Raw genomic sequence first — 15,830 nt, 5'->3', positions numbered from 1 at the left:
CCACTGCGCGATGTTCGTGCACATGTCGATTTTGTCCGCGGAAGGACAGGTATGGATGCGTTCTGGGAGCCGAGCAGCCGTCGGCGTCGCCAGCAGCCGGTGGTGTCCGTTCGCCCATCTGATGATGCCCCGGCACCCGGTGCGCAGTGGCCGACGAGCATCCCCGCCGTCGCTCAACTGCTGCGAGAAGGCATCGATCTCGATCCCGGCGTCACGTTCCTCGTCGGCGAGAACGGCAGCGGCAAGTCCACCCTCGTCGAGGGCATCGCGATCGCCTATGGACTCTCACCCGAGGGCGGTTCCCGTCAGGCGCAGCACCGCACACGGCCGACGGAGTCACCGCTTTCCGACTGGCTTCGTCTGCAGCGCGGCGTCGGCGCCAGCCGGTGGGGATTCTTCCTGCGCGCCGAGACCATGCATTCGTTCTACACATATCTCGAGGAGAACCCGTCGACTCGGGCTCCCGATGTGCCCTTCCATGAGATGAGCCACGGCGAGTCCTTCCTCGCTCTCCTGGACAGCCGCTTCGACGAGCCGGGCTTCTATTGCCTCGATGAGCCGGAGGCGGCGCTGTCCTTCCAATCGACCCTGGCGCTCATCGCGGTGCTCCGGCGCATCGCCGACGAAGGCGGGCAGGTCGTCTGCGCGACGCACTCTCCGGTGCTCGCCGCGCTTCCCGGTGCACGGATCCTCGAGGTCGGCGACTGGGGTGTGCGACCCGCCGAGTGGGGCGACCTCGAGATCGTGAACCACTGGCGCTCCTTTCTCGATTCCCCGGAGCGCTACCTGCGCCATCTGCTCGACTAGATTTCGGCACTGCATCCTCGCGATCCGGCACCGACGAAGTCGTAGGCTGGCGGGCATGAGCGACAAGAGCGCACCGCGACGAAGGGGTCGCCCCAAGGGCGCCACCGATTCGCGTGGGCGCATCATCGCCGCTGCTGTCGATGAGTTCGGGGAGCACGGCTACGACGGCTCGACCGTCCGTTCGATCGCCGCGCGTGCCGGTGTGGATTCCGCGCTCGTGCACCACTACTTCGGCACGAAGGCCGACCTGTTCGCTGAAGCAGTGGGCGTGCCGATGCGACCCGACATCGATGTTCCCGGCATCCTCGCGGGCCCGCGCGATGAAGTCGGAGCGCGGTTGGTCCGCTACATCCTGGAGGAATGGGAGAAGCCGGAGGTGCGTCGACGCGGGGTGCTCCTGCTGCGCGCGACCGTCGGCAGCAAGCTGACGACGCCCCTGCTCGCGGGTTTCCTCACGCGCGAGCTGCTCGCGCGCGTCGCTGCGGTGATCGATGGTCCCGATGCCCAGCTGCGGGCGGGGCTGGTCGCGTCGCAGATCGGAGGGCTGCTGATGGCGCGGTATGTGCTGCAACTGCCGCCGCTCGCCGATGCCTCCGTCGACGACATCGTCGTGCAGGTCGGCCCCACCCTGCAGCGCTATCTCTTCGGCTGAAGCGGGCGCGGCGGTATCCGCCCTCGCCCGCCGTGCACAACTTCGGGCGTCGCCCTTCGGCGCGCCGTGAACGGCGGTGCATGTGGGGCGTGTTGTATCCGGCATCCGAAGTTGTGCTCGCCTCAGAAGGCGTGCCCGCGCACGCCACCCATTGACCGCGCGCACTCACAGGCGCATAATTCATCGCATGATGAATAAACCGGCCGTCGAGATCGCGCAGCTTCGGGTGCGGCGAGGGAAGACGCGCGTGTTCGACGGCATCGACCTGACGATCCCGCGCGGCGAGATCACGGGCCTCCTCGGTCCGTCCGGATGCGGAAAGACCACCCTGATGCGTTCGATCGTCGGCGTCCAGCGCATCGAGGGCGGTGATGTCACCGTGCTGGGTGAGCCGGGCGGATCGCGGCAACTGCGACGCCGGGTCGCCTATGGCACACAGGGCGCCGCGGTATACGGCGACCTCAGCGTGCGGCAGAACCTGCGCTACGTCGCTGCGCTGCTGAAATCGCCGAAGGGCGACATCGCCCGGGTCATCGACGAGGTCGGTCTCCGCGCACAGGCCGATCAGATGGTCGACTCCCTCAGCGGCGGGCAGCTCACCCGCGCCTCACTGGCGATGGCGCTCATCGGCGTGCCGGAGCTCATCGTCCTCGACGAGCCGACCGTCGGGCTCGACCCGGTGCTGCGAGCCGAGTTGTGGACGCTCTTCCGGCAGCTCACCGACCGCGGTGTGACCCTGATCGTCTCCAGCCACGTGATGGACGAGGCGCTGCGCTGCGATCGTCTGCTGCTCATGCGCGAAGGGCGCATCATCGCCGATACCACGCCCCGATCCCTGCTTGCCGACACGGGCGAGGAGGACCCGGATGCCGCGTTCCTCGCCCTCATCAAGCGGGATCAGCGGAAGCATCCCTCCTCGCGCCGTGCACATCGAGAGGAGGCCGGGTCGTGAACGGCAATCGGATCTTCGCCACAGCAGGCCGCGTGCTGACCCAATTGCGGCATGATCCCCGGTCGATCGCGCTGATGCTCATCGCTCCGAGCCTTCTGGTCGGACTCTTCTCCTGGCTCTTCAGCGACCAGGAGGGGGTCTTCGACCAGGTCGGCGGTGCGATCCTGGCACTCTTCCCGTTCATCGTGATGTTCCTGATCACCTCGATCACCACGCTTCGCGAGCGCAAGTCGGGCACCCTCGAGCGGCTGATGACGACGCCGCTCGGCAAGGCGGACTTCATCCTCGGGTATGCGCTCGCCTTCGGCCTGATGGCGCTGCTGCAGGCCACGATCACGGTGTCGTTCGCGGTCGGCGTCTGCGGCCTCGACGTCGACGGCCCGCTCTGGCAGCTCGGCCTCGTCGCGGTCGTCGACGCACTGCTCGGCACCGCGCTCGGGCTGCTGGCCAGTGCATTCGCCGCGACCGAGTTCCAGGCGGTGCAGTTCATGCCGTTGCTGGTGTTCCCGCAGATCATCCTCGGTGGCCTCTTCATGCCGCGCGACCGGATGCCCGATGTCCTGTACGCGATCTCGGACTGGCTTCCGCTGAGCTACGCGATCGATGCGGTAGGAGCCGTCGCCGCCGGGGAATCGGGATGGGATGTCGCGGGCCCGTTGCTCGTCGTGGTGGCCTTCGCCGTCGGCGCCCTCGTACTCGCCTCGCTGACCCTGCGGCGCCGTACGAGGTAGCAGGTGCACGTCCCAGCGGGCGCGGCGGGTCAGCCCCGCAAACGTCGGGTCGTGTGCCGGGTGGGCGGCGCCTGCCAGGGATCCTCCGGCCACGGATGCTTGGGGTAGCGGCCGCGCATCTCGGCCCGCACCTGCGTGTAGGGCCCCGACCAGAACGAGGCGAGGTCTCCGGTGACGGCCAGCGGCCGGCCCGCAGGTGAGAGCAGGTGGAAGAGTACGGGCACACGACCGCCGGCCAGGCGCGGCGTCTCGGCCCAGCCGAAGCACTCCTGCAGCTTCACGGCGACCACCGGATGCGCCATCGGGTCATCGAGCGGCGGGTAGGCGATCCGGATCCGCGAGCCGCTCGGCACCTCGAGACGGTCGGGGGCGAGCGCGTCGAGATCGGATGCCGCTGGCCACGGCAGTATCCGGCGCAGCGGCGATGCCAGATCGATGCGCTCGGCTCGAGTGCCCGTCGCGAGGGAATCGACCTCGGGGCCGAGCCAGGCGTCGAGCCCGTCGAGCAGGGCGTCGTCGGAGACGTCCGGCCAGGGTGCCCCCAGTTCGCGATGCAGAAGGCCGAGCCGACGGCGCAGATCGTCGGCGGCATCCGACCAGGTGAACACGTCGAGGCCACGGTCCTGGATCGCCCGGCGCACCGCGTCGTGCCCTTCCTCGGCCGTTACGCGCACCGGAACCGATGAGCGCACGATGGCGCCGACGCGGCGCTCGCGTCGGGCGACGACGCGACCATCGACGAAACCCGCCTCCACCCGGTCGGTGGTCAGATGGCCGGCGGCCAGTTCCATCTGGCGCTCCGAGATGATGGCGGCGGCGCGGATCACCGCTCCGGAACCGGCGGCCAGACGCCCGGAAGCCCTGGCGACATCGGCCACGGCGAGCCACTCGGCATCCGCCAGCGGGGCGCGCACGGCGGCGCGGGTTCCGGATGCCAGGAGGAACGTCGCACCGTCCGCCGAACGCTGCACCCGCTGGGCGATCCGCTCCGGGAAGGCGAGGGCGATGACGAGCCCGGCGTCGTCGACGCTCGCGCGGCGCGGAGCAGCGGCGTCGGACGAGGTGTAGCGCAGGAGTCGATCGACCTCGCGCGCCCAGCGCTGCGCATCCGGTCCGCGCCGGCCGCGGAGAGCCACGATCGCGCCGGCGACATCGGCCTCCGTGACCCGGATATCGCCGCTGAGCAGCGCGACGACCTCGGCCGCGAGCCGCGCCCCGACGAGGGCGCTGCCGTCGCGCAGCGCACGGGCGAGGCGAGGATCGGCGGGGATACGGGCAAGTTCGCGGCCCTCCGGCGTCGCGCGCCCATCGGCATCGATGGCGCCCAGCCCGCGCAGCACGGCGTGCGCCTCACGCAGGCTGTCGAGGGGCAGCGGGTCGATCATCCGCAGGCCGGCTCCGCCTGGTGCGCCCCAGCATGCCAGCAGCAGGGCGGCATCAGTGAGGTCGGTCGTCGCGATCTCGGGGGCGGGTCTGGCCGGAGCCGCAGCGTACGTGCGCTCATCGATGCAGCGGATCACCGTGCCCGGGCCCTGACGGGTGGCGCGTCCGGCGCGCTGGACGGCGGACGAGCGCGGAGAGCCCATCGTGACCAGGCCGCTCATGCCGCGCGCAGCATCGCGCTGCGGATGCCGGGAGAGGCAGCTGTCGACGACGAGGCGGACGCCGGGGACCGTGAGCGACGACTCCGCCAGAGACGTGGTGACGATGATGCGCGGCGGCTGATCCTTGCCGCGGCCCCGGATCACGGCATCCTGCTCGGCCGCCGGGATCTGCCCGTGCAGCTCGCGGACATCGAAATCGGGGGCATGCTGACGGATGCGGCGGGCGATCTCGGACACCTCCCGGGCGCCCGGGGCGAACACCAGGACGTCAGCCGAGGGGAGGTCGCGGACCAGCTCGCGCCCGGCGGATGCCGCGGTATGCGCGACATGGTCGAGGAAGCTCCTGGTGACGCCACGCTCGTCGAGGCGAGGTGTCGCGCTCGGGGCCCAGCGCTCGGTGAGCGGGTGCGCGGGGACGGAGTGGGAGACGACCGGGGCGGGAGAGTCGCCGGTACCGATCACGGCCGCGATGCGGTCGGCGTCGATCGTGGCCGACATCGCGACGAGCACGAGGTCATCGCGCAGCTGTCGAGCCTCGCCGAGCAGTCCGATCAGCAGATCGGTCTCGAGCGCGCGCTCGTGGACCTCGTCGATGATGACCGCGTCGATGCCCTCGAGACCCGGGTCATCGAGCATCCGCCGCAGCAGCACACCCGCGGTGACGAATTCGATCCGCGTCGACGCGTCCACCTGGCGCTCGCCCCGGACGGTGAAGCCGACCCTGGTGCCGAGCGGGGATCCGTCGAGCTGCGCGAGCCGACGCGCGGCCGCTCGAGCGGCGACCCGGCGCGGCTGCGTGACGATCACCCGGCCGGGGGAGCGGGAGTCGAGCAACGGCGGCACGAGCGTGGTCTTCCCGGTACCGGGTGGTGCGCTGACGACGGCCGATGAGCTCTGGTCCAGGGCGGCGCGCAGGTCGTCGACGGCGGCGGCGAAAGCGAGCCCTTCGCCGATCGTCGTCAGGTCGAACGCCCCGGAGATCATTCGTCCAGTCTCGCGCATGCGCTGATTCGCGGCGTTCGGGGAGGCCCGGCGGAGTCGCCGGGTGAGGGCGTCGTCGAGGGGCCGTTCACAATTCAGGAGATCTGTTGGACTCCGGGCGGTTCCGGCAGTGCGAGTCGCGTGATTCCGGGGGCCCCGGTGCCGGCCGGTGCCGATCTTCCTGAGTTATGAACCGGCGGTCGCCGGCACCGGCACGCCGCGGACGCAGAAGAGCGGATGCCGCGACCGAATCGGCCGCGGCATCCGCTCTTCTCCGGTGTCGACTACTCCGCGGCGCGGGCCGCCGGGGCGGGAGGCGGGGGCGTGGTCGGGGCCGGCGTGCGGGGCGTCGACGGCGCGCTCGCCGTAGCCGTCGCCTCGGCCACTCCGGTACCGAAGCCGCGGCCGACCGCCTGGCCCTGGATGATTCCGGCGAGGTCGAGACCGGTCGCCGAGTGCACGCTGTCGAACACCGAACGCAGCGCCTTCGCGCTGTCGGCGCCGATGACGCTCGAGGCGCCGTCCTCGCCGGACGATCCGATGATCGAGACGTTCCCGATCGCCGCGTACCCCTTGGCGAACTCGGCCATGATCGACGGCAGCACCTGGAGCACCTGCTGAGACAGGAAGGCGTCCTGGTTCGACGCGATGGCCTTCGCCTCGGCCTCGAGCGCGGCGGCCTTCGCGTCGCCCTCGGCGCGGATGGCATCGGCCTCGGCGTTGGCACGCAGGCGGCGCGCGTCGGACTCGGCCTCGGCGAGAGCCCGCAGCGCGTGCGCCTCACCGGCTGCCTTCGCCTGAGTCGCCGCCGCCTCACCATCGGCCTTGGCGCGGTCGGCCTGTGCCTGCTGCTCGGCGATGCGGGTGCGGGCCTCGGCCTGCTTGACCTGCTCGATCGCGGCCGCTTCGGCTGCGCGCTCGCGTGTGTACAGTTCGGCCTGCGCGCGGGTCTCCGCCTCATAGCGCTGAGCGTCGGCGACGCGCTTGATGTCGGCATCCAGCTGCGCCTGCTTGTTCTCCGCCTGCTGCTGGAGGACGGCCTGCTCAGCCTGTGCGCGGGCCAGGTGCTCGGCCTGCTCGGCTTCGGCGCGTGCCCGGCCGATGCCCGAGTCGGAGTTCGCCGTGTTCGTGTCGAGCGCGGTCTGCTCGATCAGGTTGGCTTCCTTGTTGGCGATGTTCTTCTGGTTGATCGCGCGGTCGGCGTTGGTCTGCGAGATCTCCGCCGACTGACGCTTCGCCTGGATCTCGGGGGCGCCGAGCGACTGGATGTAGCCGACCGCGTCGGTGATGCCCTTGATCTGGAACGAGTCGAGGATGAGGCCCTGCTCGGCGAGCTCCTGGGAGACTTCGGCCGCGATCTGGTCGGAGAACTTCTTGCGCTCGCGCATCAGCTCGACGACCGAGAGGGTGGCGACGATTCCTCGGAGCGCTCCTTCGAGCTGCTCAGTGGTGAACTGTTCGATCGCGCTGTCCTGCGACGCGAAGCGTTCGGCGGCCCGACGCACGTAGAGGGGGTCGGAGCCGATCTTCACGATCGCGACGCCGTCGACGTTCAGGGTCACGCTGTCGAGCGACTGGGCTTCGGCGTTGAGGGAGACCTGGCGTGAGCGCAGCGAGATGATCTCGTGGCGCTGCGTGATCGGGTTGACCAGCGATTTGCCGTTCACGATCACCGTGACGGGCGACTCCTCCATCTCGGAGTGACTCGAGCCGTCGGCCGAGATGATCGCGCGCTGCACCTTCTGCTTGCGGCCCGAGATGACGAGGGCTTCATCGGCGCGGGCGACCTTGATCCAGCTGCGTGCGAGCAGCAGCACGACCAGAGCGATGACGATCGCGGCGACGATGCCGATGCCTATGAAGAAAAGGGTGCCGACGGCGTCGGTGAACTGCATGACTTCCTCCGTGTCCACTCCGCTGACGCGGAGCCTTACGAGGAACTATGCCAGATCGTGGGAAAGCGCCGTCTCGGTGCGCGCTCGACGGCGGATGCTCAGCCCTGGCGCAGCTTCTCGGCGAGGTCGCGCAGGGTGCGCAGCTCGTCGTCGTCTAGGTGCGACATCCGCTCGGCGATGGTGCGGCCGTGCACGGTGGCGAGTGAGCGGAATGCCTTGGCGCCGGCATCCGTCGCGCGGATCACCGCTCCGCGGCCGTCTTGCGGGTCGGGGCATTTCGCGACGAGGCCGCGCGCGACCATCCGGTCGACGAGGCGAGAGACGCTGGGCTGGCTGATCAGCATGTTGGCGTTGACGTCCCGCAGGCGCGCGGTCATGTCGGAGCACCGGGTCACGGTGAGCAGCACGTCGTACTCGGCCTGCGTGAGGGCGGCGTTGTCGAAGTCGGCGATCATCTCGCCGAACAGCTCGTGCTGCGCCCGGAAAAGGCTCTCCCACGCCTCGATGGCGAGCTTGCGGTCGGTCATTCTCACAGCGTACTGGGAACAGTAAAGGGCCGGTCGGAGAGGCTCCCGACCGGCCCTTGTCCCTTGCACCAAGAGTGTCCTGCAATCACATGCGGTGAGTGCCACAGCAAACATTCACCGTGCGATCACTGTATAACGGCGCGGTAACGAATGCAACGGTTTGGTCACGGAGATTTGGGGAGGATGCCTGTTGTCCTGTCTCACCGGATCTGTAGAAATCTCATCTACCTGTAGAACGTCGCACGGGAGTTGTAGATTCGCACCCGAGTTGTAGATCGGCGGCGTGTTGCCGGTTCCGCGCCGAATGGCGGAGTAACTTGCCGGACAAGTCAGGACCCGCACCGCGGAACACCTCCACGGACACCGGGGCCGAACGGAGTCCGCAATGACGCTGACCACCAACTGGCTTCAGGCGATCGATGGAACGAACGCCCTGGCGGCCACAATTCGATACTCGCTTCACGGGTTCGCCCGGGAGGCGACACCAGCGGATGCCGGGTCGATCGCCTTCGAGGAGACGGCCCCAGTCCGGAAATTTCCGGACTACCCCCACAAGCGCAATGTCGAGGGACGCTTCTGGCTTGCCTCGACGGGCCAGCACGTGCCCTTCGAGTCCTTTTGGGAGCGGGCGTTCTTGATGAGTCTCGATCGAACCCGGAGTGCTGAGGTGGTGTCGAGTCAGCCGATGTGGATTCATTGGCGTAACCCGAAGCGCCGGCATGCCCCCGACTACTTCGTTCGCCGCAAGGACGGCACCTCTCTTCTCGTCGACGTGAGGGAGAGGTCAGAGATCGAACCGGAGGATGCGGCGAAGTTCGAGCTCACTCGGCGAATGGCGGCCGCTCTGGGATGGGACTACCTCGTGTTCGACGATCTACCCGGAGCGACGCAACAGAACCTGAGGTTCCTGTTGCGTTACCGCGACCCGCAGTGGCTCGAGGGCGTGGCTCTCAGGGATCTACCGGATTCCGGTGCGATTCGACTCGTCGACCTCGTCGCGCTCCTCGACGACGCGCCAAACAGCGCACTCGGAGCGGCATACGCCCTCATATGGTCCGACATCGCTCGATGCGATCTCAGCCGTCCGCTGAGCATGTCCGCCGTAGTCCGATTCGGGCCAGACCGATGATCGTCCATCCCGGCGACTTGGTGAGATGGAACGACGAAGACCTGCAAGTCGTCGCTGTCCGGGCGACCTACACCACGCTGCGCAACGCCGAGATGGGCGAGGATCTCGAGGTACTGAACGCCGATCTCGCTGAGCGCGGCGAGCCAGCAACAGTGCGGTCGACGACCGACGTGTTGGACTTGGGTGTCCTTGACGAGCTCCCACCCGCCGACCGCAAAGTCGTGGACGTGTGGCTCGAAGAACTCGACCGACTCTCGGACCTCCTTGAAGCCGGGACGAAGAAGACGCCTGCCTACCAGGTGACCGTCGACAATGTGAATCGTCGACTTGGAACGGACTACAACGCGATCAAGGTGACGCGGCAGCTTGCCGCTCTCGACGAGTTCGGCGTCGCTGGGCTTCTTGACCGGCGCCGATTCGGGATGGCGGACAGGCCTCGATCAACACAGGATCCGCGTCTCATCGAAGCGATCGTCTCCGCGATGGACGGTCAGACTCGAGCGTCGACCGGCACGGCCGACCGTCTGATCTGGATGGTAGAGCGCGATCTCGAAACCCGGTACGGAAAAGGCGCGGTTGACGTGCCCAGCAGGGCAACGGTCTATCGCCTGATGGAACGGTTGGAAGCCGGACGGCACACATTCGGAACGGCGCGCACGCGCAGGACGACGGCGAACCAGCCCAGCCACGTCTTCGGCAACCGGACTGGGATGCGCCCCGGCGAACAGGTCTTGATCGACACCACTCCGATGGAGATTCTCGTCGATTGCGACGGGGAACAGGTGCGTCCTGACCTCACGATCCTGCTCGACGAATGCTCTCGGAGCGTTCCGGGCGCGATCGTGACGATCGGCACGCGCAGCATCGATCTCGTTGTCCTGCTCGCACGCGCTCTCGTCCCGTACGCCTACCGGCCCGAGGGTGTTCGCGCCAACCGTCGAAACATCGCCCAAGCCTGGGTGGGAGACGACGACCTCATTGCGCAACGCTTTGAGGACGCACGCGACGCGCAACAGTACATCTTCCCCGAGACGATCACCACAGACCGAGGAGCATCCTATGTGTCGAGACACTTCACCGATGCATGTCGCACACTCGGCATCTCCCTGAACCTCGCGGCGGCATACACGCCCACCCAGAAGGCAAAGATCGAGCGTATGTTCCGCACGATCAAGAACCGCTTCACGCAGTACGTGGTCTCTTTTCTCGGCGAGAGCGCCGACATGCGCGGCGACGAGAGGTTCCCGACCGACCGGCTGCTCACGCTCGAACAACTGCAGGAGCTGCTCGAAGACTGGATCGCGGCAATCTGGCAGAACCGCCCCCACGGCTCACTACGGGACCCACGCCACCCGAAGTTCAAGCTCAGCCCGAATCAGATGGTGAGCGCATACCGACAAGCCGTCCCCGAGCTGCTGATCCCACTCACCGCCGATCACTACATCGCACTGCTCCCAAAGAAATGGCGCGGAATCCATCACTACGGAGTGAACCTCGACCTCCGACGATACGACTCCGAAGCGCTGGGCACCCTGCGCAACAAGCGATCGCCCGATCGCCGACACGCGGGTCAATGGCCGATTCACGTCGATCCATACAACCCCATGATCGTCTGGCTCCAACTCGAGGACGAATTCATCCCACTCAGCTGGCGATCCCCGTACTCGAATATGCCGATGGCCGATGAGATCTGGCGAATCGCACGCGCACAAGCCGCAGCGCGCGGTGAGGAAGCGCCGACGAATGACGACCTGAACGAGGTCCTCCGCCGCTTCATGAGCACCGGCAATAAGTCCCTGACCTCACGCGAGCGCAAGCGCGCGAAGTCGAACATGACCGACCCTCTCGGGATCACCAACCAGCTGGCGACGCTCTCCCCAGCACCCACGGACTCGGAGCGAGAGATCGCGCCGACCAGCAGCGACGACTCGACCGAAGAGGCTGCGTCCAGCTGGCCGGTGGCGCCTCCGTTCGGGCTCACGCGTCAAGCGGAAGGAACGGAGTGATGTTCGACGATCTGCTCGCCCAGTTCGACTTCGATGCCCCGACCGTGAACTTCGATTACACGACGAAGGAAGGATGGCGGGAGTTCGTCGAGTTCGATGCTCCACGTCCCGCGCCTTGCACCATGAGCGCGTACGAGGAGATGGCCTCATCGGACCGAGCAATCTACAACATCGCTCGCGAGCGCTTCATGTCGGTGGGTGCTCGTATCGCCACACCCTCACTTCGGAGATTCGTTGCGGCAGCCAGCAGTGCGATGGCCGACAATCGCTCGCCCGACGCGAGCAAATCCGGAGTCGTCATCTCCGGACGACCAAGTATGGGGAAGACGACGGCCGTCCAAGAGTTCGGGCGAGCATATGAACGAGCGCGGCGAGAACGTGCGGGTACTCGAAGAAAGGACCTGATCCCCGTCGCCTTCGCTCAAGTGCCCACGCACGCGACCGAGAAGACGATGATGAAGAAGCTCGCGGAGTTCTACGCGCTTCCGTTCTCTCAGACAGCGTCCTACGAGACGCTGCTGGGTCGGGTGAGCAACGTGATGCGGGCCTGTGAGACGGAGATCGTCATCATCGACGATATCCATCGCCTCGATCTGCGCTATCGCGCGAGCGAACAAGCGGCGGACGCGCTCAAGGAACTCTCGGAACGCTGCCCCGGAACGATGATCTACGCCGGAGTGAACGTCGCGCAGAACGGGCTCTTCTGGGGGTCCCGGGGAGAACAGATCATGGCCAGATTTGAGACTGTCCAGTTCGACGAGTACGACGTCGCAACCAACGAGGGAGCTGCGGTCTGGGGAAGGGTCCTCACTGAACTTGAAGACTCGCTCTGCCTCATCCGTCAGACTGAAGGCGACATTCTGAGGATTGCCGCGGAGCTTCGCGAGATCTCGCGAGGATCGCTGGGACGCATGGCCAAGGCGATTCGGCGTTGCGCTCGCGATGCGATTCGTGATCGTTCCGAACAACTCGACCTGGATCATCTCCTAGTGGTTCTCGAGACGATACGGCGACTTGAAGATCGCGTAGCCGACGAAGCGGCACAGAGCACACGACGATCACGAGGGCGACGGGCGAAGGCTGGCCGATGAGAGTGCTGCCGGCGACGGTCAGCCCGTTCCCGGGCGAAACCGTGCGGAGCCTTTACAACAGGCTCGTCGAACGCAACTCCCTGACGGCCGGAGAACTCTGGACCGCCATCCGCAAGTCGAAGCAGGGGCTTCCATTGCGGACAACGCCGGCGGCCGCGCCCGACGTGGTCGCGCAACTCGACGATCTACCAGCGAACTGGTTCGACCGAGACGACACCACCAACCGACTCTTCAGCCGCTGCATCCACAACAACTGGGCCCACGCGCAATGCGCGCGCTGTTCCGCGCTTCCCAAGCCGGTCACGATGTGTCGGCGGTGCGCGAGTGGTATGAAGGTCGAGGTCCAATCTCGGGCCGGCGCCTTTTGTGCACGCCACGAGCGCTGGCACTACGACGGGCGCGACGAGGCGATTGGGATCCCCGTCGCGTATGCCCGCGCGGAACGATGCCTGACAGGAACTCTCTGGGCGCGTGGGATCGGCCTCGACACGGGCGAGATCGAGCTCGCCTGCGAGATCATCTCGACCTACCGTGAATTCGTCTACCGCGATAACTCCACCCGCAGCGCAGACCAGCGCCTGCGCGACTTCTATCCTGATGCTGTCGAACTGACCGCATTCCTCACGGCGCCTTCGGCACTGGCGTTCCTTCGCAACAGACAGATCGGGCACCTTCCCGTCGCCGCGATGGTCGAGGCGGCTGTGACGGCAGTCGCGTCGAGGTCACGGCACCGACTCAGCTCCGTGCACGGGATGTTCCAGGCCTCCGGCCGTGAACTACGACTGGGCGATTCAGAAACCAAGCCCCTGCGGCACGGGCGCCCCCTTGAAGTTGGAGCGCTTGGTGGTCTGGTCCGTGACAGTGTCCCTCGTATTCGAGCGGTCTTTCTGCGCCACGACGACGCTCGTCGTCCACTGCCGACGCTGCGCGACCAACCTCCACGCCATCGATAGACGCGATGCGTACCCTGCCCATCTACGTCGACCCGGTGCCCGCCGAGACGGTCAGTGGATATATCGGGCGCATCGCCCAGACGCACTGCCTGGAGGTTGGGGAGATTCGCCGCATGCTGATTCGAGAGGCGGGGCGTTCAACGTGGAGCGACACCGATCCACGTATCGCGCTCGCGCTCGCCCGGCTCTGCGGCCTGCCCGATGATGCACTCGAGGTGTCCTTCGAAGACCACGGGATGTGGACTCGCTGCGGTCATCCGCGCTGGAAGCCTCAGAAGTGCCCGCGGTGCCGCACGCTTGCCGAACCACGCACTGCCTGCGTGGAATGTGCCGGTGGGCTCGCAACCACTACCCGAGCGAGAACCGGACCTCTCTGCCTGAGGCATGGCCGCTGGACGCTTCGCGGACTGGACATAAAGGTCTCCGTTGGGGCGTCCGCGCGCCGCGCCGAAGAGACCCTGCGCGGACCACTGTGGGAACGCGGCATCGCCCTGCACACCGGCGAGTACAACCTCGCGACCGCAGCGGTACTCGCGTGGTCCCAAGGGCACGACGGTGACACGTTCCTCGACGAGCGCGCCCAACGGCTCGGCCTACCTGCACCGACCACGTTTGAGGAGGTGATGTTGTGCGGCTATCCCGAAGTAGTGAGAGTTGTCGAAGTCGCGATGAGCCCACGAATACTCCGCGGCGTCCTTCAGGTGTCGCGATCGGCACTACCGCAGATCGATGGCTTCGCAAACATCATCGCAAATGCGCTAAGTGCAACAGTAAACGAGCGCCTACACGACTGGGCGGGCGCCGTCATCGGTCACGCGCACCGCGCGGTCCTCTACGCTGCGGGGCTCAGACGAACCAAAAGCGCCAAGAACGCCCTATGCCCGCAAGATCGCGCGCTCATCGTCGCGTCCGGTACTCAACGGGCATGCCTGCTCCGACACGTCTCGCCACGAATACTGGACGGACTCATGCGAGGCCACACTGAGGGCACATCGCGACTGAGCGTGACCCGAAGATCTCCCCTGGAACCAGATGAGTTGGCGCTGCCGTGACCTAGCGGCTGCGGAGATCCGGGGCGCCGTCGGGGACTAAATCAGCCAGAGGCAGACCAAGCACCTGCGAGAGCGCGAGCATCGTTCGAAGCGTCGGGTTCGCCGGGTTCCCAGGACGCGACTCTCCTTTTTCGTACTTCTGATACGTGTACCGCGTGAGGCCCGATCTGTATGCCACATCTTCCTGGCTCAGCCCGGCACGCTCGCGTGCGGAACGGAGCGAGGTCGCGAAGCGCTGGGAGTACGCGCTCCACTCCGCTTCAATCTCATCGTTCCGTCGGGGCACCTACCAAGCGTCTCGACGGGCCACTCCTCGCATGGCCTAATCGGTATGGCATAATTCGGAAGGCCATACGAAACAATCTCGTCCTCGTCGGATCGCTCCGCTCTTCCCTGCACGTGTGCTGCCCATCCCGATGACAGGCGGTCGCGTCGCGGGAAGGCCCGTGCGAGCGACCGCGATTGTGATGGTTGAGATGCTCGAGTCGTACCCGATCTGGTGGCAGGAAATCGACTCGCCGCCGCCAGCTGAGTGGGTGTTCATGTTCGAGGACTTCACCGGTGACGACACAGCCGAGCAGTGGGCGTTGGCGGCGGCGATCTTCATCGCTCAGACTCGTCGCCGCACAACAGCAGGTCCGACCTTTGCAGAGCTCTTCACACACCTTCTGCCAGACACTGACGGGCTCCCCGGACCCCTGCCACGAAACCTAGACTTCATGCAGCGGCGCCGCGCAGTCGCGGGCTTCCGCGGCCACGCGGCAATCGAATGGCGCCGACGAGGAATGATCAGCTTCGACAACGGCGTCATGCGCAGCCTTCGCGTAGGACGCGAGTTTCGCGAGCGGTCGCGGCGTCGCCAACAGGCCCGAGAAGCCACACGCCATCAGTGCGAAACCGATCGCGAACCGAGCTCGGAACTCACCGTCATGACCGCCATCACGGAACGAGAAAGTTAACTTGACCGAGAAATATCCGCCGGAACTCCAGGGCCTCCTCAAGCGGATCGCTCCAGGCTGGCCAGAACTGCTGGAAGTCGGAGCCGGCTGGTACCCGCTGCTGACCAGACTCGATGCGACACTGTCCGTCATCGCCCCGAACTACGTCATACAGCAGGTGAAATCGAAGTTTGGCGCCCTGAGCCTCTACGCCGACCCGTCTGATGACCCGTCGAGCTTCGATGAGGCATTTACGGAGGCGGTGCGTGCGGCTGAGTGGGAGAGTATCGAGACGTGCGAGGTATGTGGGGCGCAGGCTAAGCAGTATGTGATCAGAATGTGGGTCTCGACACTCTGCCTAGGTCACGCGGCCGAGACGAGAGGTGACGCGGTCCGAGAGGGCCTCGAAGGCGAGTACCGACTGTTCGAATAGGTGCAGGCCATGCAGGATCGCTCTGGATTCAAGTTCTTCAAACTCTTCAAGAAACCGAGTGCCAGCAGCCATGTGGTCG

General features: G+C 66.6%; 14 protein-coding genes. 10 read left to right on the top strand and 4 right to left on the bottom strand.

Annotation, left to right across the window (positions count from 1 at the left end; translation table 11 throughout):
* The first annotated feature begins 51 nt into the window (after window positions 1-51).
* The 4 genes from LTA6_RS02915 (at window position 52) to LTA6_RS02900 (ending at window position 3,142) form a co-directional block, all read left to right on the top strand.
* Entirely contained in the window at window positions 52-807 is a 756-nt protein-coding gene (locus tag LTA6_RS02915; protein ID WP_407358593.1) for an AAA family ATPase, read from the top strand.
* Window positions 808-862: 55 nt separating this feature from the next.
* Window positions 863-1,459, top strand: coding sequence for a TetR family transcriptional regulator (locus LTA6_RS02910; RefSeq protein WP_407358592.1), 597 nt, complete (start codon window positions 863-865; stop codon window positions 1,457-1,459).
* 187 nt (window positions 1,460-1,646) lie between these two features.
* Window positions 1,647-2,411 carry an ABC transporter ATP-binding protein gene (locus tag LTA6_RS02905; protein WP_407358591.1) on the top strand — a complete coding sequence of 255 codons (765 nt, stop codon included), beginning with the start codon at window positions 1,647-1,649 and terminating at the stop codon, window positions 2,409-2,411.
* A complete protein-coding gene (locus LTA6_RS02900) occupies window positions 2,408-3,142 on the top strand; it encodes an ABC transporter permease (protein WP_407358590.1) in 735 nt (244 codons plus the stop codon). The genes LTA6_RS02905 and LTA6_RS02900 overlap by 4 nt, the downstream gene beginning before the upstream one ends.
* Before the next feature lie 29 nt (window positions 3,143-3,171).
* Here LTA6_RS02900 and hrpB read toward each other — a convergent pair whose 3' ends face one another.
* The 3 genes from hrpB to LTA6_RS02885 form a co-directional block, all read right to left on the bottom strand.
* A complete protein-coding gene (hrpB, locus tag LTA6_RS02895; protein ID WP_407358589.1) occupies window positions 3,172-5,730 on the bottom strand; it encodes an ATP-dependent helicase HrpB in 2,559 nt (852 codons plus the stop codon).
* A gap of 281 nt (window positions 5,731-6,011) precedes the next feature.
* Entirely contained in the window at window positions 6,012-7,622 is a 1,611-nt protein-coding gene (locus tag LTA6_RS02890) for an SPFH domain-containing protein (RefSeq protein ID WP_407358588.1), read from the bottom strand.
* 98 nt (window positions 7,623-7,720) lie between these two features.
* The gene (locus tag LTA6_RS02885) at window positions 7,721-8,149 is read right to left on the bottom strand and encodes a MarR family winged helix-turn-helix transcriptional regulator (protein WP_341975949.1); all 429 of its coding nucleotides are present in this window, start codon (window positions 8,147-8,149) and stop codon (window positions 7,721-7,723) included.
* A 385-nt stretch (window positions 8,150-8,534) separates the two neighbouring features.
* Between LTA6_RS02885 and LTA6_RS02880 the strand changes: the two genes are divergently transcribed.
* From LTA6_RS02880 to LTA6_RS02865, 4 genes are all read left to right on the top strand, one after another.
* Entirely contained in the window at window positions 8,535-9,278 is a 744-nt protein-coding gene (locus LTA6_RS02880; RefSeq protein ID WP_127481800.1) for a TnsA-like heteromeric transposase endonuclease subunit, read from the top strand.
* A 2,005-nt stretch (window positions 9,279-11,283) separates the two neighbouring features.
* Window positions 11,284-12,375, top strand: a complete 1,092-nt coding sequence (locus tag LTA6_RS02875; protein WP_127481802.1) for a TniB family NTP-binding protein — start codon at window positions 11,284-11,286, stop codon at window positions 12,373-12,375.
* On the top strand, window positions 12,372-13,328 hold the full coding sequence (locus tag LTA6_RS02870) for a hypothetical protein (RefSeq protein WP_127481803.1): 957 nt from the start codon (window positions 12,372-12,374) through the stop codon (window positions 13,326-13,328). Before LTA6_RS02875 ends, LTA6_RS02870 begins: the two co-directional genes overlap by 4 nt.
* A 5-nt stretch (window positions 13,329-13,333) precedes the next feature.
* A complete protein-coding gene (locus tag LTA6_RS02865; protein WP_127481804.1) occupies window positions 13,334-14,380 on the top strand; it encodes a TniQ family protein in 1,047 nt (348 codons plus the stop codon).
* A 1-nt stretch (window position 14,381) separates the two neighbouring features.
* Here the strand turns inward: LTA6_RS02865 and LTA6_RS02860 are convergent, their stop codons facing one another.
* Entirely contained in the window at window positions 14,382-14,558 is a 177-nt protein-coding gene (locus LTA6_RS02860) for a helix-turn-helix transcriptional regulator (protein ID WP_241244671.1), read from the bottom strand.
* A gap of 289 nt (window positions 14,559-14,847) precedes the next feature.
* Here LTA6_RS02860 and LTA6_RS02855 point away from each other — a divergent pair, with 289 nt between their 5' ends.
* A complete protein-coding gene (locus LTA6_RS02855; protein WP_404904173.1) occupies window positions 14,848-15,339 on the top strand; it encodes a hypothetical protein in 492 nt (163 codons plus the stop codon).
* Window position 15,340: 1 nt separating this feature from the next.
* Window positions 15,341-15,751 (top strand): hypothetical protein, encoded by a 411-nt coding sequence (locus tag LTA6_RS02850; RefSeq protein ID WP_404904175.1) that lies wholly within the window; start codon window positions 15,341-15,343, stop codon window positions 15,749-15,751.
* The last annotated feature ends 79 nt before the right edge of the window (window positions 15,752-15,830 follow it).

This window comes from Microbacterium sp. LTA6 (assembly GCF_045690355.1).
Lineage (GTDB): Bacteria > Actinomycetota > Actinomycetes > Actinomycetales > Microbacteriaceae > Microbacterium.
Note: the sequence above shows the minus strand (reverse complement) of the source record. Positions and strands in the feature narration are given on the sequence as shown.